The organism is Paenibacillus harenae DSM 16969, from assembly GCF_000422465.1.
In the GTDB taxonomy this organism is placed as follows: Bacteria; Bacillota; Bacilli; order Paenibacillales; family Paenibacillaceae; genus Pristimantibacillus; species Pristimantibacillus harenae.
Window position 1 is genome coordinate 695,617 of the sequence record NZ_KE383842.1, and the last position, 22,360, is coordinate 717,976.

Consider the following 22,360-nt stretch of genomic DNA (forward strand, 5'->3'; position numbering starts at 1 on the left):
GCGCATGATGAAGTCCGCTTCCGCCCGCGAGAGGGCCAAGCTGATGCTCTTTCTTGTCATTGCGGCCTTGCTGCTGTCATTCGTGCCGAATGTCGGTTCTGTCTTCGCATCGAATATTGCGGCGCCTGCCGCAGAGGAGCAAAGCCATGAGAAAGAGCTGACTAAGGAGCTCACGACCGAGCAGTTAAACGGTCTCGATACGGAAGCCGTCGAAGATTATTGGGAGAAGCTGAGCGATGAATACGGCGGATTTTTTCCGGAGCAGCGCGTGCCGAGCTTTATGGAAATGGTTCTTCCAGGCGGCGATGGCCTCAAGCTGTCGGACATGGTGAAAGGACTGTTGAAGTATTTCTGGCACGAGGTGCTGTATAACGGGAAACTGCTTGTCACGATCGTCATGCTGACGGTGTTCAGCATGGTGCTCGAAACGCTGCAAAATGCGTTCGAGAGAAATGCCGTCAGCAAGGTCGCTTACTCCATAACGTATATGGTGCTGATCATTATTGCGGTGAATAGCTTCCACGTGGCAATCGGTTACGCCAAGGGAGCGATTGAGAGCATGATCCAATTCATGCTTGCCATGGTGCCGCTGCTGCTGACGCTGCTGGCTTCGATGGGAAATGTCGTAACGGTATCCGTCCTGCACCCGCTGATCATATTTATGATCCATGCGGTCGGAACGCTGATTTATACGGTCGTTTTCCCTCTGCTGTTTTTCTCGGCCGTGCTCCATATCGCGAGCGCGCTATCGGAAAGGTTTAAGGTTACGCAGCTCGCGAATTTGCTTCGCACGATTGCGGTCGGAGTCATGGGCGGGCTGATCACCATCTTTCTGGGCGTCGTCTCCGTACAAGGGGCGACCGGCGCGGTAACGGACGGCGTGACGCTGAGGACAGCCAAATTCGTAACCGGCAATTTCGTCCCGGTCGTCGGAAGAATGTTCTCGGATGCTGCCGACACGGTCATTTCCGCTTCGATGTTAGCCAAAAACGCAGTCGGAATTGCCGGCGTCGTCATTTTATTATTCATCAGCGCATTCCCTGCCATCAAAATATTGACGCTTGCGCTTATCTACAATTTATCGGCAGCGGTCATGCAGCCTCTGGGAGATTCGCCGATCGTCAACTGCCTTTCGACAATCGGGAAAACGATGATATATGTGTTTGCATCGCTCGCGGCGGTCAGCCTGATGTTTTTTCTTGCGGTGACGATTATTTTGACGGCGGGAAATGCGGCACTGATGGTGAGGTAAGGAAGGAGACGAAGGCTGTGGTTGCTTGGTTAAGCGACTGGCTAAGAGACATCATCGCGGTGATTCTGCTGGCGGTGTTCGTCGAACTGCTGCTTCCGAACAAGGCGATGCAGCGGTATGCCAGGCTGGTCGTCGGTCTGTTTATTTTACTGACTATTTTATCTCCGATTCTGAAGCTGCTGCAAACCGATATCAGCGCAAAGCTGGATGAAGGGATGGGGCTTTGGAGTGAAGCCGCAATGACGCGCAAGGTGCCGATGGCCGATCTCAGCCAGATCCAGCGCGATGCGGAGCAGCTAAGCGGGAAGCGAACTCAGGAAGCGGCCAAGCTCGCGGAAAGAACATTGGAGGCGTCGATCAAGTCGGAGCTGGTTGAACGGGCTAAGGCGCCTGTGGATAAGGTCGACGCGGTGCTGAAATGGGTGGAGCAGTCCGGAAGCCGGACGCCTTCTATCCATCAAGTTATCGTGACCTTAACGGCTGCAGACAGCGGCGGCGGCTCGCGAACGGATGCTTCCCCTGTCGAGGAGGTGCAGCCCGTTAGTGTAGCAATCAACATTGAAGAGGCTGACGGAGACGAACCGCTGCCGGGTAAGAAGCATAACGAACCAAGCGGCGAAACGGAAGAAACGATGGCTCGGAGCATGGAGGAGGGACAGTGGACGGAAGCTGATCCTTCAACGGCGTCGGCTGTCAGAGGAGTCATTGAGCAGGGCTGGGGAGTAAACGCTGACCGGATCGTTGTACGGCGGCCGGCTGACGAGGGGGCTTCCCGATAATGCTTGAACGGAGAGGAGGGACAGCGCGGTGTCCAAGTGGCTAAATGGTTTGGAAACGGCGGTTGGCGGCGGTCCGAGCGGCCCGAAGCGGGTGCGGACGCTGCGAATTTTGCTCATCATAGGGGGGATTGGCGCGGCGCTGATGATTGTGAATGCTTTTCTAACGGATGTGGAGCCTTCGGCGCAGGATCCGAATCCGCCGCCTCAAACCGCGCCTGCATTTTTGAACGGCAATGACGCAGCCTCTTCTCCTTTCGCTGCGATTGAGCACCCGCTCGAGATGAGGCTGAAAGAAATTTTGGAGAAAATCGTCGGAGTCGGTTCTGTCGACGTGCTTGTCACCATAGACTCGACTGAGGAGATCGTTGTTGAGAAGAATGAGCAGGAGTCGCAGCAAATTACGGACGAGAACGACCGTAACGGAGGCAGACGGCACATCACATCGATCAACAAAGATGGACAGGTTGTTCTGTATGAAGTGGCGGGCGATCAGAAACCGATTATTACGAAAACGATCAATCCTCGCATCCGCGGCATTCTTATCGTAGCCAAAGGCGCGGAAAACGCAACGGTCAGGCGTATTATCGTTAATGCGGTGGAGAAGGGTGTCAGCGTACCGGTTAACCGGATATCCGTTGTGCCAAGCAAGCAATAATTCACTTTATGAATCGGGGAGGGTGTTCACATGAACACGAAAAGACAAACGGTATGGCTTGTTTCGATGCTAAGCTTAATGGTTGTGCTGTCGGCGTACTATCTATTTACGCAGGACATCGACAATCCGGATGTGCTGACGGACGGTTCGCAGACTGAGGAAGGCGCGCAAAATGCGACCGAAGCGGGAGCGGGCGGACAGGACGGGCTGGTTGTAAACGAAGTGGAGCAGCCTGTTGACGACTCGGTTCTCAGCGAAGCGGACCAGGATGTGCTGAACCAGATCGAGGAGCAAGGACTTGCGTCAGGCGGCATATTCAGCGAGCTGATGAGCAAGCGCGAGATGAAAAATACGGAAGCGGAGAACCGGATCCTGGCGGCTATCGCACAGACGCAGAGCGACGAAGAGGAAGCCGTTGCCGCGGCGGCCGAGCTCGAGAAGTTCGAGGACAAAAATTCGAAAATCGCGACCTTGGAATCGAAGCTTACGGAGCAATATGAAATGGCGCTTGTTGACGAGGAAGGCGACCGCTACAAAGTCGTCGTATCGAGCGAAAAGCTTGAGAAAAAACAAGCGGCCGATATTATCAAGCTGGTGATGAGCACGATGGAAGTGAGCGCAAATCAAGTATCGGTGCAGTACGTGCCATAAGAGCCGCCCGAATATGAAAATACTTGTCAGGGAGTCCTGTTTTATCCAGCGGTAGGCTGGTAAGAACAGGGCTCTTTTTTGCCGCTGCCGCCAGGCTGCGCAAAAAATGATTCGTGTTCGGGCTTGTTTATGATATAATATTAAACGTTATGTGAAAGAATTGGATAGATTGGCATTCAAACAGCCTATTCAATAGTGCTGCTTGAGTATTTGTGCTATCGCAAATTTAAGGAGTGAAAATAATTCATGTTCAAACTGAGCGAGATTAAAGAGTTGATCAAATTGGTTGATCAAACCTCCGTTCATGAGCTGGAAATTGAAAACGAAGGGACTCGCCTGCTCATCCGCAAGCCTGGCAGAACAGAAGTGGTGAATGTGCAAGCGGCTCCAATTACGCATACATATTCGCCTGCACCTGTCCAAAACCAGCCTGTGCATCCAGCTGCCGGAGCTGCTCCGCAGCCAGCCGCCGAGACGGCGCAGGCGCGTCCGGTCGCAGACGACCTGCATCAAATCGTCTCGCCGATGGTCGGCACGTTCTACAGCTCACCGTCCCCGGACTCCCCGGCATTCATTAAGGTTGGCGACCGCGTCAACGAGAAGAGCGTTGTCTGTATTCTCGAAGCCATGAAGCTGATGAACGAGCTCGAAGCGGAGGTTCGCGGCGAGATCGTCGAGATTCTGGTTTCCAACGGCCAACTCGTCGAGTATGGACAGCCATTGTTCCTGGTTAAGCCGGAATAATCGGGTGAGCTGACATCCGAACAGGGAAACTGACGTTTGAAAGGGGTTCCTACGTGAAATTTCACAAAATATTAATTGCAAATCGCGGTGAAATTGCGGTTCGAATTATTCGCGCCTGCCGCGAGCTTGGCATAAGCACGGTTGCGGTTTATTCGGAAGCGGACCGCGACTCCCTGCATGTCCGGTTAGCGGATGAAGCTTATTGCATCGGGCCGACCGCATCCAAGGACAGCTATTTGAATTTAACGAATATTATGAGCGTAGCTACGATAACCGAATGCGACGCCATCCATCCCGGTTACGGATTTCTGGCCGAGAATGCCGATTTCGCTGAAATTTGCGAGTCGTGCAACATCACTTTTATCGGCCCGTCGCCGGATGCCATTAACCGAATGGGGGATAAGGCAGTCGCCAAGCTTACGATGAAATCGGCTGACGTTCCGATTATTCCGGGCTCGGACGGCCTCATCGAGAGTATGGAAGATGCGGTTGCGATTGCGCGGGAGATCGGATATCCGGTCATCATCAAAGCAACGGCGGGCGGAGGCGGCAAAGGGATTCGGATTGCCGAAGACGAATCGTCGCTCGTGCAGCAGATTTCGACCGCGCAGCAGGAAGCGCAGAAGGCATTCGGCAATGCAGGCGTCTACTTGGAGAAGTACTTGACCGGCATGAAGCATGTCGAGATTCAGATCATGGCCGATAAGCACGGCAATGCCGTGCACTTGTTCGAACGCGATTGTTCCGTTCAGCGCAGACGGCAGAAGCTGGTAGAGGAGGCTCCTTGCGCCGTACTGTCTCCAAAGCTGCGTGAGAAGATGGGGCAGGCTGCCGTTCGGGCCGCGCTTGCCGTCAATTATTCAGGTGCGGGTACGCTGGAGTTCTTGCTGGGTCCGGACGGGAATTTCTACTTCATGGAAATGAACACGAGGATTCAGGTCGAGCATCCGGTAACGGAGATGATCACGAATGTCGATTTAATAAAAGAGATGATTTCAGTTGCGGAGGGCAATCCGTTATCCTTTGCGCAAAGCGATTTAAAAATTAACGGCTGGTCCATCGAATGTCGGATCAATGCGGAGGATTCCGAGCGGAATTTCATGCCGTCGCCGGGCCACATCCCGTTCTACTTGCCGCCGGGCGGCGCAGGCGTGCGGGTGGACAGCGCCGTTTATCCGGGCTATACGATTTCGCCGCATTATGATTCCATGATTGCGAAGCTGATTGTATGGGGAGCTACCCGGGAGGAAGCGATCGCCCGGATGAAACGCGCGTTATCTGAATTCGCGATTGAAGGCATTCGGACTACGATTCCTTTTCATATGAAGCTCCTTAATCACCCTAAATTCATCCAAGGAAACTTCGATATTAAGTTCCTTGAAGAGCATGATATTAATGCACCGGAATAGACAAGCGACAAAAATGTGAACAAGACGTATAGTTTGTCATATTTCATGCCGAATGTTATAGTATATTAACAAGATGCGGTTTATTGCTTGGCTCCAGAGGCCGGGTACGCGCAACTTTAAGGAGGTGTACAACCATCATGAGCATAATCGCTGCGGACTATGAGAAAACGGACATTGGCACGATTCAAATTGCACCTGAAGTGATCGAGGTAATCGCCGGATTGGCTACGATTGAAGTGGATGGCGTTGCTGGAATGAGCGGCGGATTCGCCGGAGGCATTGTAGAGCTTCTGGGTCGGAAAAATTTATCCAAAGGTGTCAAAGTTGAAGTGGGCCAGCGCGAAGCTGCGGTGGATGTTTCCATCATCGTTGAATACGGCAACCGAATACCGGAAATCGCTTCGGAAATTCAACAGAATGTGAAACGTTCGATTGAGATGATGACAGGTCTCCACGTTGTTGAAGTGAACGTACATATTCACGATGTGCATTTCAAAACGCAAGATAAACCGGAAGAAGAAGAGCATCCGAACCGAGTTAAATAAAAATTGATTAATTAAATTCCGTACAACCCCCTCGTGAATGGGCATGCCGCTCGGCGCAAGGGGGTTTTCATTCGGCATCACAGGAGGAGGCCAATACGCTTGGTTAAAGTCGTGGACAAGCTGCTTTTGTTTTTGTTCAGCATCATCATCGGATGCCTTTCCATTTTCCTGCTGTTTCTGGGATTCGGGGGGATATCAAGGGGTATGATGAACGATCTGGTCGGCGATTTATATCGTCTCGATTCCTTGCAAATTACGATAGCGGTATTGGGTATCGTGCTGTTTGTCTTAAGTTTGCGATTTTTCATCGTATCGCTTCAACGCGGTTCCGCCTCCGCTCCTTCGATTGATCAACGAACCGATTTTGGAGATATCCGAATTTCTCTTGAAACGATTGAAAATTTGGCGCTCAAAGCTGCTTCACGCCAACGCGGCGTCAAGGATCTTCGCGCGCGTATTCGTGCCACTGACGCAGGATTGGAAATTGTCATCCGTGCGGTTGTCGACGGCGAAACCTCCATACCGGTACTGACGGAAGAAATTCAACGCGCGGTCAAAGAACATATTGAAGACATTGCTGGTATACCGGTCACCCACGTGTCGGTATATGTGGCGAACATCATCCAAACGGGTACGTTTAAGAGCCGCGTGGAATAGAGGTGGGTTTGCTGATGTGGAGGGAGTTCTTGACGGTTTACGGAAAGCGCGCAGCCGGGGCTGCAATTGGGCTGTTTTTCGGATTGCTATACTTGATTGTCGGTTTTTGGGATATGCTTTTTGTAGGGCTGCTGGTTTCTATCGGATATTGGGTCGGCTTGCACAAGGAAACAAATAGCGGTCCGATCATACCATGGCAGCGGCTGTGGTATTCCTTGTTAGAAAGATTTCGGCCATTTAAATGATCCTGTGGTCTCCTCCGTACTCCGTAATTCGGATAGCCGCTTATATGGGGCAGGGAGGAGATCATAGGATTTTTTGAAAATACAAGATTTTGAGAATAATTTAATTCAATGGCAATCATGCTGCCGCGGAGGTTATATGAAACGTAGATTAGCACGGGAAATTGCAGTTGCAAGCTTGTATCAAATGGAAATGAATGAGGTATCGGCCGCGGATGCCGTCGATATGCTGATGGACGAGCTGCGTCAGGACAACGAAATCGGAGCTGATCCCGGAGAGGTGGGCAGCACGGATGAGTTTGTGCGCGAGCTCGTATTTGGCGTGCTTGAACGGAAGCAAGTAATCGACGGTATGCTGCAGCAATTTTTAACGGGCTGGCAGGTGGACAGGCTGTCTCGCGTGGACCGTCAGGTGCTTAGGCTTGCTTGTTACGAGATGGTGTTTCGGGATGATATCCCGCCGAAGGCGGCGATTAACGAAGCGATCGAATTGGCCAAGCATTTTGGCACGGAAGAATCAGGAAAATTCGTAAACGGCGTACTCGGCAAATTGCTGCTCGGCATTAACGAGTTAAAATCGTAACTTGAGTGGCGGCAGCCGGAACATTTTGTGATCCAAAGGAGACTGAGCTATGTGTGCACAAATCATAGAAGGTAAAAAAATATCCGATCTGATCCGTGAAGAGATGATTGCAGAGACGGCGGCGCTAAAGGCCAAGGGAGTCGTTCCCGGTCTCGCGGTCGTGCTTGTAGGCGAGGACCCTGCCTCGAAGGTTTACGTAGGCTCGAAGGAGAAGGCCTGTCAGCAGCTCGGATTGTATTCGGAGGTTCATCGATTGCCTGCCGAGACGACGGAAGAAGCGTTATTGGCTCTTATTGACCGGTTAAATAATCAATCAACCATTAACGGAATACTCGTTCAGCTGCCACTCCCAAAACATATTAACGAAAAGGCCGTTATCGATGCGATTAGCGTAGATAAGGATGTCGACGGCTTCCATCCGGAAAGCGTCGGCAATCTGGTTATCGGCGATGACAGCTTGCTGCCATGCACGCCCGCAGGCGTTATCGAGCTTATCAAACGCAGCTGCGTGGATATCGACGGCAAGCATGCCGTCGTAATCGGCAGAAGCAATATCGTCGGCAAGCCGGTGGCGATGCTGCTGCTTCGCGAGAACGCGACGGTTACCGTATGCCATTCGCGTACGGCGAATATGGCGGAGCTGGCGAAGCAAGCGGATATTCTCGTTGTGGCGATCGGCAAAGCCAAAGCGATTAACAGCCAATATGTGAAGCCGGGTGCCGTAGTCATTGATGTGGGCATTAACCGCATGCCGGACGGAAAGCTTGCGGGAGACGTCGATTACGAGGACTGCTTGGAGACGGCCGGCTTTATTACGCCTGTCCCGGGCGGCGTCGGACCAATGACGATTACGATGCTGATGAAAAATACGATTACAGCTGCAAAAAGGGCAAACGGAATCAAGGAGTGACGTTTGGCATGACGAATCAGCCGCGTATTTATTCCATAAAAGAGCTTAACCGATACATACGAATGAAGCTGGAATCAGACACGCTGTTAGGTGATATATGGCTTAGGGGCGAAATTTCCAATTTCACCCATCATTCTAGCGGGCACATGTATTTTACGATGAAAGACAGCGACAGCAAATTGAAGAGCATTATGTTCGCCTCACATAATCAGCGTTTGCCTTTTATTCCGAAGGAAGGCGCAAAAGTGATTGCGAGAGGAAATATTTCCGTCTATGAGCGGGACGGCAATTATCAGTTCTATGTCACTTCCATGCAGCCGGACGGGATCGGAAGCCTGTACCTGGCTTATGAGCAATTAAAAGCGAAGCTGGACTCCGAAGGATTGTTCGCTGCCTCGCGCAAACGCCCTATACCGCGTTTTCCTCGCGCAATCGGCGTTATAACGTCACCGACCGGGGCGGCAGTAAGAGATATTATTATTACTCTTCAGCGCCGTTATCCGTCCATACCTGTACTTATTTACCCGGTTCTTGTGCAGGGCGCCCAAGCTGCGCCGTCTATTGTGAAAGCCATTGAATCCATGAACCGTTTCGGCGAAGCCGACGTATTGATTGTAGGAAGGGGCGGGGGCTCGCTTGAAGAGCTTTGGGCTTTTAACGAGGAAGCGGTTGCCCGCACCATCGCCGCATCAGCCATTCCGGTAATCAGTGCGGTCGGTCATGAGACGGATTTCACTATTGCGGATTTTGCAGCTGATTTACGCGCGGCTACGCCTACAGCAGCCGCCGAGCTGGCCGTTCCGAATATCGCCGAATTGCAGCAGCAGCTCCAGCGGCAGAAGCAGAGGCTCGTTCAAGGGATTCGGTATGCCTTGCAGGACGAGAAGGAAAGGCTGAATCGCATAAGGCGTTCTCCCTTTTTCATGCATCCGCGCAAATATTTATTAGAGCAGGCTCAGCGGCATGACCGTTTAAATGAACAGCTGGAGCAGCGAATGAGAACGATCGTGGACCGGAGTTATTCCCGTTTATCACGGATGCAGACGGCATTAGCCGCCCATCATCCGGGCGATCGCGCCGCTTTCGCAGCCAAGCGCTGGGAAAGCGCGAGCAGGAGACTGGAGCAAGCGATGGCATCGGCTGTGAAAGAAAAGAAGCTGCAGCTGCATAGCACGATTAGGCAATTAGACGCTTTAAGTCCATTAAAGGTAATGGCGCGCGGTTATGGTCTGGTATATGACGAGGAAGAAAGAAAGTTAATTAAATCAGTTGCCGATGTGCAGCCTGGAGACGTCGTTAAAGTAAAAGTATCCGACGGCCAACTTGACTGCCATGTCAGGTCATTGAGGGGAGATCAAAGCAATGGAAGCAACGAATAACGGCGAGCTCTCTTTTGAGCAGGCGATGGAGCGATTGGATCTGATCGTATCCAAGCTGGAGAATGGCGACGTTCCTCTGGAAACAGCTATTGAATTGTTTCAGGAGGGGATGAAGCTGTCGCAGCTATGCGGGGGCAAGCTGGAGCAGGTAGAACGGAAAATCGAACTGCTTATCGAGTCGGAGCAGGGCTTCCAGAAAAAACCGTTTGCGTCTGTAAACGAGGATAAAGGGGAATAAGCTTGAACGACAGGTCGGATATTACCGCATATTTATCTCGTTGCGCAGAGCTGACGGAGGCTGCGCTCAAGCAGGCGCTCCCGGCAGAATGGGACATTCCCGGCCGTCTGCGGGAAGCCATGCGCTATTCGCTTGAAGCGGGCGGCAAAAGGCTTCGTCCGGCGCTCGTCTTAACAGCCGCCGAGGCTGTGCTCGGAAAGCCGGCCTCCTTTGAAGCGGCGCTGCCGGTTGCGTGCGCTGTAGAGTTCGTTCATACGTATTCCTTGATTCACGATGATTTGCCGGCGATGGATAATGACGATTTCCGCAGAGGCAAACCGACAAACCACAAAGTGTTCGGCGATGCAATGGCTATTCTTGCAGGAGACGCGCTGTTAACGCATGCTTTTCATCTTATTCCGCAAGCAGCGCGTCAAGGATCGATCAGTGCCGAAGCCGCGCTTGCCATTGTGGATGATTTAGCAAGATTCGCGGGTGCTCCCGGGATGGTAGGCGGTCAAGCGGCCGATATGCTTGGCGAGCAGGGAGTAACGTCCATAAACGAGCTTGAATATATTCATCTTCATAAAACGAGCGATTTAATCGTATTTTCGGTAACGGCCGGCGGGCGGATCGGCGGAGCTGATTCGAAGCAGCTGGAGCTTCTAGCGCGTTACGGGCGAAGCATTGGCTTGGCCTTTCAAATTCAGGACGATATTCTGGATCTGGTCGGCGACGAGCAGAAGCTCGGCAAGAAAACGAATAGCGACGTCCAGCAAAACAAGGTAACGTATCCGTACCTGATCGGCATGGATGAAAGCATTGCCCAAGTGGAGAGGCTCACGCAGGAAGCGAAATCCGCCGTGCTGGAAGCGGGCTTTCAAATGCCGGACCGCCTTCTCGAAATTGCGGATTATCTGGTCCGGAGAGATCATTAGGGTGCGGCGCGCACAGTCGCAGTTGTTGGGAAACAAAAAGCATTATGTTATACTAGGAAAAATGTAGATGCAATTGGACGGCACGGAACGGCGCTGTCCGCGAAAGCGAGGAAAGTAACGTGCTGCTAGACCAGATTAACGGACCTCAAGATTTGAAAGCTTTGAATGCCGCTCAGCTAGGGCAGCTGGCCGGAGAAATCCGCCAGTTTCTTATTGAGAAGCTTTCCGTTACCGGCGGTCATCTCGCTCCTAATTTGGGAGTCGTGGAATTGACCATAGCTATGCATTATTTATTTAATAGTCCTGATGATAAGTTTATATTTGACGTTGGACATCAATCTTATGTGCACAAAATACTAACCGGACGCAAGGACCGGTTTGATACGCTGCGCCAATATAAGGGCTTATGCGGCTTTGTCAAACGTTCCGAAAGCGAGCATGATGTCTGGGAAGCAGGGCACAGCAGCACCTCATTGTCAGCCGCCATGGGGATGGCGCTGGCCCGTGACCTGCAAGGCGCCGGCAATCGCGTCATCGCCGTGATCGGCGACGGGGCGCTGACGGGCGGCATGGCTTTGGAAGCGCTGAACCATATCGGACACGAGAAGAAAAATTTAATGGTCATCTTAAACGATAATGAGATGTCGATCGCCCCTAACGTCGGTGCGCTGCATCATTATTTAGGGAAAATCCGTACGGATCGCCATTATCAAAAAGCAAAAGACGATCTTCAGCAGCTGCTCAACAAGATTCCGGCTATCGGTGGCAAGCTGGCTAAGACGGCCGAGCGCTTTAAAGACAGCTTGAAGTATCTGCTCGTCAGCGGTATTTTGTTCGAGCAATTCGGATTCACCTATTTAGGACCGGTAGACGGCAATGACCTGGAGCAGGTGCTTGATATTATGAAGCAAGCGGATCAGGTTGCGGGTCCCGTCCTCGTACACGTGTTAACCGTCAAAGGCAAGGGATATTCGCCGGCCGAAGCGGATTCTTTCAAATGGCACGGCATAACGCCGTACAAAATTGAGTCCGGTCAAGTCGTAAAGGCAGTCGGCCCTCCCGTGTACACGGACGTATTCGGCGACATGCTGATTGAGATGGCCGAGAAGGACGAGAGGATCGTTGCGGTTACGCCGGCGATGCCCGGAGGCTCCGGTTTGCTTAAATTCGCGGCCAGGTTTCCGAATCGGATGATTGACGTCGGCATTGCCGAGCAGCATGCCGCTACGATGTCCGCCGCGCTTGCTATCGAAGGCTTAAAGCCGGTGTTTGCCGTGTACTCGACGTTCTTGCAGAGGGCTTACGATCAAGTCGTTCACGATATTTGCCGGCAAAACTTGAACGTTATCTTCGCAATCGACCGCGCCGGCTTTGTCGGACCGGATGGAGAAACTCATCACGGGGTATATGATATTTCCTTTCTGAGGCATATCCCGAATATTGTCGTGATGATGCCGAAGGATGAGAACGAGCTGAGACAAATGCTGAGAACGGCCGTCGATTACAACGAGGGACCGATTGCGGTCCGCTACCCGCGCATTGCCGGCCTTGGCGTGAAGCTGGAGGAAAATCCGCAACCGCTCCCGATCGGGAAATGGGAATCGGTTCGCGAAGGAGATTCGGGCGCTATTTTGGCTATCGGGCCGATGCTTCAGGTTGCGGAGGAAGCCGCTGAATTGCTGAAGCGCGAAGGGTTAAATATACAAATCGTTAATGCCCGGTTCATAAAGCCGCTGGATGAGCAGATGCTCCTGTCGCTGGCGGCGGAAGGTAAAAATATGATCGTGCTCGAGGAGGGTGCGGAGCTGGGCGGGCTGGGAAGTTCCGTGCTGGAGTTTTATTCGCTAAAAGGCATTTACGGGCAGCCTGTTCGGATAATAGGGATACCGGATATTTTTGTCGAGCATGGATCCATTAAAGAGCAGAGACAAGAAGTTGGCTTAACGGCCGAAAGAGTCGCAAATGAGCTGAAATCCATGCTGCCTCGCCGCATCAAGCGGGTTACGGGCCAGCAGTAAGCTTGAAGGAGAAAGATGACAACGACAGCAAAAGAACGGATAGATGTGCTACTTGTGGAACGAGGATTTTTTGAGAGCAGGGAAAAGGCAAAGGCCGCATTAATGGCGGGACTGGTGCTGGTTGATGACGAACCCGTGGATAAAAGCGGAATGAAGGTGCCCCGTACGGCTGATATTAAGGTAAAGGGAGCGCTTCATCCTTACGTCAGCCGAGGCGGATTAAAGCTCGACAAGGCGATTCGGACTTTCGGGATTGATCTGACGGGCCGGGTCATGCTTGATATTGGGGCATCCACAGGCGGATTTACGGATTGCGCTTTGCAGAATGGCGCTTCCTACGTCTATGCGATCGATGTCGGATATAACCAACTGGACTGGTCGCTCCGTCAGGATTCTCGTGTGAACGTGATGGAGCGCACGAACTTTCGGTATACGCAACCGTCGGACTTAGTCGGACCTGCACCGACTTTCGCCACGATCGACGTTTCCTTTATTTCATTGAAGCTTATTTTACCGGCCTTATCGAATTTGCTCTCAACGGGCTCCGGTATTGTCGCGCTTATCAAGCCGCAATTTGAAGCCGGCAGAGAGAAGGTCGGGAAGTCAGGCGTTGTCAGAGATCCTTCTGTTCACCAAGCTGTTCTGACAGCTGTTTTGACGATGGCTGCCGAACTCGGCTATAGACTGCAGGACGTTACGTTCTCGCCCATTACCGGGGGCGAAGGCAATATTGAATTTTTAGCTTATTGGATTTGGTCGGCAGAGCCTAACCAATATGTGCCTGCCGCTCCGGAGCTGGAACAATTGGTTAAGCTTGCGAGTCAAACATTTACAACAGGAAAATCATAAGCTGGATCCAAGAAGGATGCCGAACAGTTTAGCAGCTGCAAGGCGTCTTTTTTTTCTGTCGTTTAAGTTTCACACTTAACCAGTACTTGGAATTCACTGTGATACCGTCTCCGTTGAGATGCAGCTAACGATTCGTGCGAAGCAACGGCTGTTTACGCTTGCAACAGCGGCAATCATTTGATAAACTGTGAAAAAGCAAACAAACGTTCGCTTCGTCAAAAAAAGGAATATCCCCCCAACTTATCGAAACGAATAAGGAGAAGAAACCGTTTGGAATGGGGGCTGCTTATGAATTCCTATGGCGATTGGCTGATTATGCTGGTTGCAGGCATTATTCTTGCTGCCTGGATCTTCAGGGCGTTTTATCGGTGGCTGCATGCGCCTGCAAGCGTCAATCGGTTGAAGCTGGGCAAGGGCGGCGAGCTGAAGCCAAATGATGAAAATATTTTGTTGCTCGAAGAAGCAGGTTATGAAGTAAGCTCAGGCAAGCATTTAGTGCCGATTTTTATTGAGCTTGACGGCATGCCTCTCGGGAAGGGCAGTCGATTATATATTGACTATATTGCGGAAATGGATAACAGTATATATGTTGTGAAGACCGCGCGCGACCGGATGCCGATGGATTGGACGGCAAGCGGGGTAAGGGACAGGCTTCTCGTCTATTCGTTATTGCTGCCTGAATGCGCCGGCGTGCTGTTCGTGGATGCGAAAGATAAAGTTATTCGTAAAATCACTTTTCACATCACCGACTAATTCGTCAATGGAGGTTTCTTATGAAAGGGATTCGTCAATATCGAATAAAGGAAATTATATCCAACCATGATATCGAGACGCAGGAGGAGCTTGTCGAAGCGCTGCGGGCTACCGGCATGCAGGTGACACAGGCTACCGTATCGCGGGATATGAAGGAATTGATGCTGATCAAGGTTCCGGCAGGCGAGGGGAAGTACAAGTATTCCATTCCTCATGAAACGCAGCGTCAGAATCCGATTCATAAGCTCAAGAGAGCGCTGCTCGATCATTTTGTACATATTGATTATACCGACAATCTAGTCGTCCTGAAATGTCTTCCCGGAACGGCGAACGCTATTGGCGCTCTTCTCGATAATATGGAGTGGCCGGAATTAATGGGTACGATTTGCGGCGACGATACGATTCTTATGATCTGCCGCACGAAGACGCATAGCGGGGAAGTTGTAGAACGATTGCTGGAGCTATTGAATTAGGGAGGGTTTTCGATCATGCTGCGTGAGTTATCGATTCGAAATTTAGCGGTTATCGAAGAAGTAAACGTTACTTTCCACAACGGATTCCATGTATTGACCGGTGAGACCGGTGCCGGCAAATCGATCTTGATCGATGCGTTAAGCTTGGTCGTTGGCGGAAGGGGCTCCGCCGATATGGTCCGTTACGGCTGCGACAAAGCGGAGATGGAAGCGATGTTCGATCTGTCGACGGATCATCCGGTGTGGAATGTGCTCGCTAAGCTGGGCGTAAACTCCTCGCCCGAAGAAATGCTCGTCATAAGGCGCGAGCTTTCTTCGCACGGGAAGAGCAGCAGCCGCGTTAACGGCCAGCTCGTCACGATGACGATGCTTCGTGAGATCGGTGAATGTCTTGTCAATATTCATGGGCAGCATGAACATCAATCCTTGCTCCGGACCGAACAGCATCTGGAATGGCTCGATTTGTTCGCGGGCGACTTGCTGATCGAACGCAAGCAAATTTATCGCGAAGTTTTCAACCAGCTTCAGAAGGTAAAAGCCTCGCTGCGCGAGCTGGAGAATTCAACAAGGCAAAATGTGCAAATGCTGGATTTATACCGCTTTCAGATTGAAGAAATAACCAATGCGCAGCTAAAACCGGGGGAAGACGAATTACTTGCTGAGCAGCGGCGCAAACTAATGTATGCAGGTAAACGGATGGACGCCGTCTCGGAGGCTTATTCGCTGCTGTATGGCGGTAAAGGTTTAGACGCTTTCAGCAAGGCAATCGCGAAGCTGATCGACATTCAAACGTATGATGCACCTACAATAGGGCCGCTTCTCGAGCAGCTTCAATCCGCCTTTTACCAGGCAGAGGACGCTGCATTTCAATTGAGAGATTACCGGGATGGCATTGAATCAGATCCGGACTTGCTTAACCAGGTGGATGACAGACTGGATTTAATAAATGGCTTGAAACGCAAATACGGTGAAACGATTCCGGATATTATAGCTTATTTGGAGCGGACAACTGAAGACCGCGACAATATTGAAAACCGGGACCAGTTACTGGATGAGCTTCGCGCGAATGAATCGCTCCTCTACGATCAAGCATTTGCTTTGGCAAAGGAGCTGTCCCAGTTGCGCGATCATGCGTCAGCACGCCTATCTGAAGCCATTGAGAGGGAGCTCGGACAATTGCAAATGCCATCGGCGTTGTTTAGGGTTCAGCTCGATCAATCGCAGGGGAATGTTGACAAACAGGTTCGTCTGCATGCCAATGGATTGGATGAGGCAGTGTTCATGCTGTCAACCAATCCGGGCGAGCCGCTAAAGCCGCTCAGTAAAATTGCATCTGGCGGCGAAATGTCGCGTATCATGCTCGCGCTCAAAAGCATTTTCGCCGAAATCGATCAGGTTCCCGTTCTTATATTCGATGAGGTGGATACGGGCGTAAGCGGGCGCGCCGCTCAGGCAATTGCAGAGAAAATGTCGCACCTGGCCGCGAAGTGCCAAGTATTCTCGATCACTCATTTGCCTCAAGTTGCATGTATGGCGGATCATCATTATGAAATCCGCAAGCAGGTTACTGGTTCGCGGACATCGACCTCGGTTGCCGAATTAATCGGAAACATGAGGATCGAAGAGCTTGCGCGCATGCTCGGCGGCGTGGAAGTGACGGAAAAAACAAGACATCATGCACAGGAAATGCTTGATTTGGCCCACAGACAGAAGGGAGCGTAATGGAAGCCATTCAGGGAATGTTTTTGCGGACATAAAACAAACGGCTCGGGGTAACTTAAAGGTACGCCATTGGCGATATGCCTTTAACGTCATGCGATGGAAATACAGGGAGCGTGAAATCATTGAACTCCAATCAACGGAAGCGATGGTTTGGCCTAGTTCTCGTTTTCTTCATTTGCGTGATCGGAAGCTCCGCCCCGTTTCAACACTTTGCCGCCATCCCGAATGAACTTCGGTTATTCTCCGGGCAGATGAAACGACTACAATATGGAGTCCCGGTTCATGCAGAAGTAACGGTCGACCCTCATATGCTTCAGATTAACGGATCTTCCAGTAATTCGCTGTCGGTCAATTTGAATGATCCGCTGTCACTGCAGCCTAATCGCAGCGGCCAGACGAGTATGAAAGTGAAATTATTCGGTAAAATTCCATTTAAGACGGTAAAAGTCAATGTGATTCCCGATTTGCGCGTCATACCGGGCGGTCAAACCATTGGCGTTAAAGTGAAGTCGGCAGGAATATTAGTCGTAGGACATCACCAGGTAGAGGATCAAGACGGCACAAAAAAATCGCCGGGTGAAGCAGCGGGATTAAAGCTTGGAGACCTCATCGTAAAAATTAACGGCACTCGCATTAATGAAGTACACAAGATGGCTGATTTATGCGAGAAAGCAGGCAATGGCAAAAAACCTCTTATCGTTACTTATAAGCGGGATGGAAAAATCGCTGAGACTCGACTGAGCCCTGTATTTGATGCAGAGGATAAGGCATGGAGATTAGGTTTGTATATTCGAGATTCAGCGGCAGGCGTAGGCACTCTTACTTTTTACGCACCGGATCAAGGTGTTTATGGCGCATTAGGACATGTGATTACAGATATGGACACACAAACGCCAATTGAGGTAGGAGAAGGACAAATTTTGCAATCAAGCGTTACGTCGATCAACAAAAGTCAGGATGGCGAGCCGGGAGAGAAACGCGCTCATTTTGTGAAAGAAAGCAAAATTTTAGGCAATGTAGAGCGGAATACTCCGTTTGGCATTTTCGGCAAAATGAATGAAGTTCCAACACATAGCTACAGTAATAAATCATTGCCGGTAGCGTTTGCCGAAGATGTCAAAGAAGGGCCTGCACAAATTTTAACGGTTGTGAATGGACAAAAGGTCGAACGATTCAACATCGACATCGTACATGTATCCAAACAATCAGGGCCAGCGACAAAAGGGATGGTCATAAAAATAACGGATAAACGATTATTAAACAAAACCGGAGGCATTGTTCAAGGGATGTCAGGCAGCCCGATTATCCAAGACGGAAAGCTTGTCGGAGCCGTCACTCATGTTTTTGTGAATGATCCGTCATCCGGGTATGGTTGTTTTATTGAGTGGATGCTGCAGGATGCAGGAGTTTTATTGAAATCAGCAAATGGAAACAAAGCAGCTTAACAAGCTCAAGACGTTTGCCGCGGTTGAAGCTTTGCCTCGGCGGACGTTTTTTATTTTCCGAAAGCCAGAGATACGGAATGAATTTTGTCGAAGAAAAGCGAAGCGTAGCAATAGATGTAACAAATTTTTAATTATATCGAAACCGAGTAAAAAAATAAAGAAAAATAATTTTCGACAGAAGGAATTCAGATTCAAATGTCGAAAACTTTAGTTAGACAACAAAGTGATCGTACTCATTAATAATCATTTAAGGGAGGACCACAACTTGCATAAAATTGAAGTATTATTGGCAGATGACAACCGTGAATTTACTAACCTGTTATCGGAATACATATCCGAACAAAGTGATATGAGTGTGAGTGGTGTTGCGTATAACGGAGAAGAAGTATTAAGACATTTGGAAGAATCGAGGAAGGTTCCGGATGTGCTTATCCTTGATATTATTATGCCTCATCTCGACGGCTTAGGCGTACTCGAACGTTTAAGAGAAATGAATCTGTCCCCAATGCCGAAAATCATCATGCTGACAGCGTTCGGTCAAGAAAACATTACTCAAAAAGCGGTTCAGCTTGGCGCATCTTATTATATCCTAAAGCCGTTTGACATGGACATTTTGGCAAACCGCATTCGCCAGCTGGCCGGTAATCCGACTTTCTCTTCTACGGGCAGCTACTCATCAAGTTCGACGACGATCAAATCGAATGTCGTGCCAATTCCGAAGGGCAAGAATCTGGATGCGAACATTACGAGCATCATTCATGAAATTGGAGTGCCGGCGCATATTAAAGGTTATCAATATTTACGCGAAGCCATTACAATGGTGTACAACAATATTGAAATTTTGGGCGCCATTACAAAGACGCTGTATCCGGCCATCGCCGAAAAGTTCAAGACGACACCATCCCGCGTCGAACGCGCTATCCGTCACGCGATTGAAGTCGCATGGACACGAGGCAATATCGACAGCATCAGTCACTTGTTCGGCTACACGATTAACATTTCGAAGTCGAAGCCGACCAACTCCGAATTCATCGCGATGGTAGCCGATAAACTGCGGATTGAACATAAGGTGAGCTAAACATCAAACAAAAAACCGTTAATTATCGGATTGCTTTACGAATCCAATAGTTAACGGTTTTTGGTTTTTTGCATTTCGGGATGGATGTCGGGTAGAATGAGATGGATTGAAAATGGCAAGGTTAGGATATGCGGGGAGAAGGTTGCTATTGGCTTGAAAGATTTCGAGGTTTCACGGCTTAATGATAAACTACTCTGCGGTTCAAATATACATTCGTACCGTATTTTTTAATTAATCCCGTGGATTCCTCTTTAATAAAAGCGTGAATTTCTTTCAAGCGCTGATTGCTGGGCTGGATCGTTTCCTTCACTTTTCCATCTACAAACACATCGAATACGATTCTCATTTTGCACCTCGGTTTCATTTGATGCTCTAATCGTAGTTTATCTATATTATGGAACAATAAACTGTAATAGAGATCATTGTAATCATTTTTTAAAAGCATTATCGTAATGTAAAATAGGCTTTCGAGGTGAGGCGATGAGGGCAGTCTATGCAGGGAGCTTCGATCCGATTACGCTTGGCCACGTATCGGTTATCGAGAGGGCTTTCCGCTTGTTCAGAGAAGTGCATATTCTGGTTGCGAATAATCGTTCGAAGAAGCATCACTTTACGATCGAACAACGCACGGAATTGGTCAGCCTGTCGATCTTAAAGGATGATAAAATAAAAATCATACCCTATGAAGGCATCGTCGCTGATTATATTAATAAACATCAGATCGATGCCGTCATACGGGGCATTCGTAACGCGACGGATTTCGAATATGAGCTGCAGCTGGAGCAGTATATTCGAAACACGACACTGGCGGATACGATCTACCTGTCGCCGTATACCCATTATATGCAAACGAGCAGCTCCCTCGTCCGGATGTTCCTGATGTCGGGCAAATCGGAGCATGCCTCCTCGTATATGGTGCCAAAAGCGTATTTGAGGATGTTAGAGTACGAGGAATGAGGATCCCGAGATCAATAATTGCAAAAAACCGCTTGGCCTTGGAATGATCGAATTCCGGCCGAAGCGGTTTACCTGTTAGTTTTGAGGTTTCGGAGGACGAGGCCGTTTCTGCTTAAAACGCGGTGCGACGTAATTACGCTTACGGTCCCGGAAGAAGGTCCAGCCGCCGATAAAACCCGCGCCGGCAGCAAACATAACCAGTCCGAGCACAAACTTCAGCCAATCAAAGTTTGGCGTGACGGCATCGTTTCCGAAATCCGAGAAGTAATAAAAAATGGAATCTTTCATCTTTAGAAAGCCGAAGCAGGCCAACAAGCCTGGAATGACGAGCAATAAAATGGCAATAAAGCGGGATGCAATCAATCTCATTACTTTTAGCGTCTCCTTATCGGTCAACATAAACAGTTATATTCATCATACCTTTTTACGATGCGGGTGTCTATTTCGGAAATGTTCTATGTGCTGTGGCGGGTAAAAACAGGTACAATAGAATGGAATGTCATGTTACAATGCGAATGGGCAATAGAGATGAAATGATGATCGTATGATACATGCATATGATGCTGTCAACGGTGAAAGGAATGAGATAATGGCTATACAGGTAGACGTAGCTGTGTTAGGCGGCGGACCAGGCGGCTATACGGCAGCGATACGCGCTGCGCAGCTGGGGAAGAAAGTCGCAATTATCGAAATGGACAAGCTGGGCGGCACCTGCTTGCATAAAGGATGTATTCCGAGCAAATCGCTGCTGCGCAGCGCTGAGGTATACGCCACGCTTCTGGAAGCAAATACATATGGAATACAGGTAGCGGAGGGCGCGGTTTCATTGGATTTCAATAACGTGCAGAACCGCAAGGAGCAAACGGTCGAACAGTTGTACCGCGGCTTGCAAAGCCTGATGAAGAAGAACGGCATTCAAATGATTCACGGGAAAGGCAGAGTGATCGGACCTTCGATCTTCTCCCCGAGAAGCGGGTCTCTTGCCGTAGAGCTGCCTGACGGCGAGATGGAATCGGTCGTGTCAACGAATTTGATTATTGCGACGGGTTCCATTCCGCGTTCGCTCCCGGGACTGGTTCCGGACGGAGAGTATATTCTGACAAGCGATGAAGCATTGGTCATGAGCACATTGCCCACCTCTATGATAATAGTGGGAGGAGGCGTTATCGGGGTGGAATGGGCGTCGCTTCTGCAGGATTTTGGCGTTCAGGTAACGTTGGTTGAAGCGGGCTCCAGACTGCTGCCAGGCGAGGATACCGAAATTTCTGCTGAGCTGACGAAGCTGCTGCGCCGTCGCGGCGTGCGCGTGTTAACGGGCGTACAGCTGCAGACTGACAGCTATGCGGGCGCTAACGGAGAGGTTACGATCTCGGCAAGCACGCCTGACGGCGATGTGCTGCTGACTGCTGAGAAAATGCTCTTATCTGTCGGCCGGCTTCCGAACGTTGAAGGAATCGGGCTGGAAAATACGGATATCCGGACGGAGAACGGGGCTATCCTCGTGAATGCTTTCGGTCAAACGACCGAGCCGCATATCTATGCGATCGGCGACGTTATTGGCGGTGTTCAGCTTGCCCATGCCGCGGCTCATGAAGGGATAATCGCTGCGGAGCATATTAGCGGAGGCAAGCCTTCAGCCGTGGAGCATCATTTAATTCCCCGCTGTATTTATTCACGGCCGGAAATTGCTTCCTACGGTTTGACGGAGGACGGCGCCCGCGCCAAGGGCCATGATATTAAGACAGGCAAAATTCCGTTCCAAGCAATCGGCAAAGCGATTGTTCTCGGCGAGAAGGATGGCTTCGTAAAGGTTATCGCGGACCGCAGAACCAATGATATTGTCGGCGTTCATATGATCGGGGCGCATGCGACGGACCTCATCTCCGAGGCAAGCCTTGCGGGTCTGCTTAATGCCACGCCGTGGGAAGTTGGCCAAATGATTCACCCGCATCCTACGCTTGCGGAGGCGCTTGGAGAAGCCATGCTTGCCGTAGACGGCAAAGCCATCTCGTTCTAAAGCGGCTGTTTTCTTTTTGGGCTAAATAAGGTTATAATGGATATATGATCTAGTCTTAGTACCAGGTTATAATAGTTGGCAAAAAAG

The 22,360-nt window shown here is 50.3% G+C and carries 25 protein-coding genes; 23 read left to right on the forward strand and 2 right to left on the reverse strand.

Annotation, left to right across the window (positions count from 1 at the left end):
- Positions 1-7: 7 nt before the first annotated feature.
- The 21 genes from spoIIIAE to spo0A all read left to right on the forward strand — a co-directional run bounded on the left by spoIIIAE (position 8) and on the right by spo0A (position 19,299).
- Entirely contained in the window at positions 8-1,252 is a 1,245-nt protein-coding gene (gene spoIIIAE, locus H581_RS0113365) for a stage III sporulation protein AE (RefSeq protein ID WP_028610434.1), read from the forward strand.
- Between the two features lie 17 nt (positions 1,253-1,269).
- On the forward strand, positions 1,270-2,031 hold the full coding sequence (gene spoIIIAF, locus H581_RS36440) for a stage III sporulation protein AF (protein ID WP_051250775.1): 762 nt from the start codon (positions 1,270-1,272) through the stop codon (positions 2,029-2,031).
- Between the two features lie 28 nt (positions 2,032-2,059).
- The gene (gene spoIIIAG, locus H581_RS0113375) at positions 2,060-2,686 is read left to right on the forward strand and encodes a stage III sporulation protein AG (protein WP_028610435.1); all 627 of its coding nucleotides are present in this window, start codon (positions 2,060-2,062) and stop codon (positions 2,684-2,686) included.
- Between the two features lie 30 nt (positions 2,687-2,716).
- Positions 2,717-3,337 (forward strand): SpoIIIAH-like family protein, encoded by a 621-nt coding sequence (locus H581_RS0113380; protein ID WP_028610436.1) that lies wholly within the window; start codon positions 2,717-2,719, stop codon positions 3,335-3,337.
- Positions 3,338-3,583: 246 nt separating this feature from the next.
- On the forward strand, positions 3,584-4,081 hold the full coding sequence (accB, locus tag H581_RS0113385) for an acetyl-CoA carboxylase biotin carboxyl carrier protein (RefSeq protein WP_028610437.1): 498 nt from the start codon (positions 3,584-3,586) through the stop codon (positions 4,079-4,081).
- 53 nt (positions 4,082-4,134) lie between these two features.
- Positions 4,135-5,490, forward strand: coding sequence for an acetyl-CoA carboxylase biotin carboxylase subunit (gene accC / locus H581_RS0113390; protein WP_028610438.1), 1,356 nt, complete (start codon positions 4,135-4,137; stop codon positions 5,488-5,490).
- A gap of 137 nt (positions 5,491-5,627) precedes the next feature.
- The gene (locus H581_RS0113395) at positions 5,628-6,035 is read left to right on the forward strand and encodes an Asp23/Gls24 family envelope stress response protein (protein WP_028610439.1); all 408 of its coding nucleotides are present in this window, start codon (positions 5,628-5,630) and stop codon (positions 6,033-6,035) included.
- Between the two features lie 99 nt (positions 6,036-6,134).
- Positions 6,135-6,692, forward strand: a complete 558-nt coding sequence (gene amaP / locus H581_RS0113400) for an alkaline shock response membrane anchor protein AmaP (protein WP_028610440.1) — start codon at positions 6,135-6,137, stop codon at positions 6,690-6,692.
- 14 nt (positions 6,693-6,706) lie between these two features.
- Positions 6,707-6,937: a DUF2273 domain-containing protein gene (locus H581_RS0113405; RefSeq protein ID WP_028610441.1), complete on the forward strand. Its 231-nt coding sequence runs from the start codon at positions 6,707-6,709 to the stop codon at positions 6,935-6,937.
- 136 nt (positions 6,938-7,073) lie between these two features.
- On the forward strand, positions 7,074-7,517 hold the full coding sequence (gene nusB / locus H581_RS0113410) for a transcription antitermination factor NusB (protein WP_028610442.1): 444 nt from the start codon (positions 7,074-7,076) through the stop codon (positions 7,515-7,517).
- A gap of 49 nt (positions 7,518-7,566) precedes the next feature.
- Positions 7,567-8,427 (forward strand): bifunctional methylenetetrahydrofolate dehydrogenase/methenyltetrahydrofolate cyclohydrolase FolD, encoded by an 861-nt coding sequence (gene folD, locus H581_RS0113415; protein ID WP_028610443.1) that lies wholly within the window; start codon positions 7,567-7,569, stop codon positions 8,425-8,427.
- Positions 8,428-8,435: 8 nt separating this feature from the next.
- Positions 8,436-9,806 (forward strand): exodeoxyribonuclease VII large subunit, encoded by a 1,371-nt coding sequence (gene xseA, locus H581_RS0113420; protein WP_028610444.1) that lies wholly within the window; start codon positions 8,436-8,438, stop codon positions 9,804-9,806.
- Positions 9,790-10,044: an exodeoxyribonuclease VII small subunit gene (xseB, locus tag H581_RS0113425; protein WP_028610445.1), complete on the forward strand. Its 255-nt coding sequence runs from the start codon at positions 9,790-9,792 to the stop codon at positions 10,042-10,044. Before xseA ends, xseB begins: the two co-directional genes overlap by 17 nt.
- A gap of 2 nt (positions 10,045-10,046) precedes the next feature.
- A complete protein-coding gene (locus tag H581_RS0113430) occupies positions 10,047-10,961 on the forward strand; it encodes a polyprenyl synthetase family protein (RefSeq protein WP_028610446.1) in 915 nt (304 codons plus the stop codon).
- Between the two features lie 119 nt (positions 10,962-11,080).
- Entirely contained in the window at positions 11,081-12,979 is a 1,899-nt protein-coding gene (gene dxs, locus H581_RS0113435; RefSeq protein ID WP_028610447.1) for a 1-deoxy-D-xylulose-5-phosphate synthase, read from the forward strand.
- A gap of 15 nt (positions 12,980-12,994) precedes the next feature.
- Positions 12,995-13,828 (forward strand): TlyA family RNA methyltransferase, encoded by an 834-nt coding sequence (locus H581_RS0113440; RefSeq protein WP_028610448.1) that lies wholly within the window; start codon positions 12,995-12,997, stop codon positions 13,826-13,828.
- A 270-nt stretch (positions 13,829-14,098) separates the two neighbouring features.
- Entirely contained in the window at positions 14,099-14,581 is a 483-nt protein-coding gene (locus H581_RS0113445) for a hypothetical protein (RefSeq protein WP_245600034.1), read from the forward strand.
- A 20-nt stretch (positions 14,582-14,601) separates the two neighbouring features.
- Positions 14,602-15,054 (forward strand): transcriptional regulator AhrC/ArgR, encoded by a 453-nt coding sequence (gene ahrC / locus H581_RS0113450; protein WP_028610450.1) that lies wholly within the window; start codon positions 14,602-14,604, stop codon positions 15,052-15,054.
- A 15-nt stretch (positions 15,055-15,069) separates the two neighbouring features.
- Complete coding sequence (gene recN / locus H581_RS0113455; protein WP_028610451.1) at positions 15,070-16,776, forward strand: DNA repair protein RecN; 1,707 nt, start codon at positions 15,070-15,072, stop codon at positions 16,774-16,776.
- Positions 16,777-16,898: 122 nt separating this feature from the next.
- Positions 16,899-18,221: a SpoIVB peptidase gene (gene spoIVB, locus H581_RS0113460; RefSeq protein WP_028610452.1), complete on the forward strand. Its 1,323-nt coding sequence runs from the start codon at positions 16,899-16,901 to the stop codon at positions 18,219-18,221.
- 265 nt (positions 18,222-18,486) lie between these two features.
- Positions 18,487-19,299, forward strand: a complete 813-nt coding sequence (gene spo0A, locus H581_RS0113470; protein WP_028610454.1) for a sporulation transcription factor Spo0A — start codon at positions 18,487-18,489, stop codon at positions 19,297-19,299.
- Between the two features lie 178 nt (positions 19,300-19,477).
- Here the strand turns inward: spo0A and H581_RS37905 are convergent, their stop codons facing one another.
- On the reverse strand, positions 19,478-19,645 hold the full coding sequence (locus H581_RS37905) for a mechanosensitive ion channel protein MscL (protein ID WP_156889580.1): 168 nt from the start codon (positions 19,643-19,645) through the stop codon (positions 19,478-19,480).
- 134 nt (positions 19,646-19,779) lie between these two features.
- On the opposite strand from H581_RS37905, the gene coaD reads away from it, so the two are divergent.
- The gene (gene coaD, locus H581_RS0113480) at positions 19,780-20,256 is read left to right on the forward strand and encodes a pantetheine-phosphate adenylyltransferase (RefSeq protein WP_028610456.1); all 477 of its coding nucleotides are present in this window, start codon (positions 19,780-19,782) and stop codon (positions 20,254-20,256) included.
- Positions 20,257-20,331: 75 nt separating this feature from the next.
- On the opposite strand, the gene H581_RS0113485 is transcribed toward coaD, so the two are convergent.
- Positions 20,332-20,625 carry a DUF2627 domain-containing protein gene (locus H581_RS0113485; RefSeq protein ID WP_028610457.1) on the reverse strand — a complete coding sequence of 98 codons (294 nt, stop codon included), beginning with the start codon at positions 20,623-20,625 and terminating at the stop codon, positions 20,332-20,334.
- A 220-nt stretch (positions 20,626-20,845) separates the two neighbouring features.
- Between H581_RS0113485 and lpdA the strand changes: the two genes are divergently transcribed.
- Entirely contained in the window at positions 20,846-22,273 is a 1,428-nt protein-coding gene (gene lpdA, locus H581_RS0113490; protein WP_028610458.1) for a dihydrolipoyl dehydrogenase, read from the forward strand.
- Positions 22,274-22,360 lie beyond the last annotated feature (87 nt).

Excerpts from the sequence above, each read along its gene's own strand:
- spoIIIAE (WP_028610434.1), top strand. The coding sequence starts at position 8 with ATGAAGTCCGCTTCCGCCCGCGAGAGGGCCAAGCTGATGCTCTTTCTT.
- H581_RS0113380 (WP_028610436.1), top strand. The coding sequence starts at position 2,717 with ATGAACACGAAAAGACAAACGGTATGGCTTGTTTCGATGCTAAGCTTA.
- accB (WP_028610437.1), top strand. The coding sequence starts at position 3,584 with ATGTTCAAACTGAGCGAGATTAAAGAGTTGATCAAATTGGTTGATCAA.
- H581_RS0113395 (WP_028610439.1), top strand. The coding sequence starts at position 5,628 with ATGAGCATAATCGCTGCGGACTATGAGAAAACGGACATTGGCACGATT.
- H581_RS0113405 (WP_028610441.1), top strand. The coding sequence starts at position 6,707 with ATGTGGAGGGAGTTCTTGACGGTTTACGGAAAGCGCGCAGCCGGGGCT.
- nusB (WP_028610442.1), top strand. The coding sequence starts at position 7,074 with ATGAAACGTAGATTAGCACGGGAAATTGCAGTTGCAAGCTTGTATCAA.
- folD (WP_028610443.1), top strand. The coding sequence starts at position 7,567 with ATGTGTGCACAAATCATAGAAGGTAAAAAAATATCCGATCTGATCCGT.
- xseA (WP_028610444.1), top strand. The coding sequence starts at position 8,436 with ATGACGAATCAGCCGCGTATTTATTCCATAAAAGAGCTTAACCGATAC.
- xseB (WP_028610445.1), top strand. The coding sequence starts at position 9,790 with ATGGAAGCAACGAATAACGGCGAGCTCTCTTTTGAGCAGGCGATGGAG.
- H581_RS0113440 (WP_028610448.1), top strand. The coding sequence starts at position 12,995 with ATGACAACGACAGCAAAAGAACGGATAGATGTGCTACTTGTGGAACGA.
- ahrC (WP_028610450.1), top strand. The coding sequence starts at position 14,602 with ATGAAAGGGATTCGTCAATATCGAATAAAGGAAATTATATCCAACCAT.
- recN (WP_028610451.1), top strand. The coding sequence starts at position 15,070 with ATGCTGCGTGAGTTATCGATTCGAAATTTAGCGGTTATCGAAGAAGTA.
- H581_RS37905 (WP_156889580.1), bottom strand. The coding sequence starts at position 19,645 with ATGAGAATCGTATTCGATGTGTTTGTAGATGGAAAAGTGAAGGAAACG.
- coaD (WP_028610456.1), top strand. The coding sequence starts at position 19,780 with ATGAGGGCAGTCTATGCAGGGAGCTTCGATCCGATTACGCTTGGCCAC.
- H581_RS0113485 (WP_028610457.1), bottom strand. The coding sequence starts at position 20,625 with ATGAGATTGATTGCATCCCGCTTTATTGCCATTTTATTGCTCGTCATT.
- lpdA (WP_028610458.1), top strand. The coding sequence starts at position 20,846 with ATGGCTATACAGGTAGACGTAGCTGTGTTAGGCGGCGGACCAGGCGGC.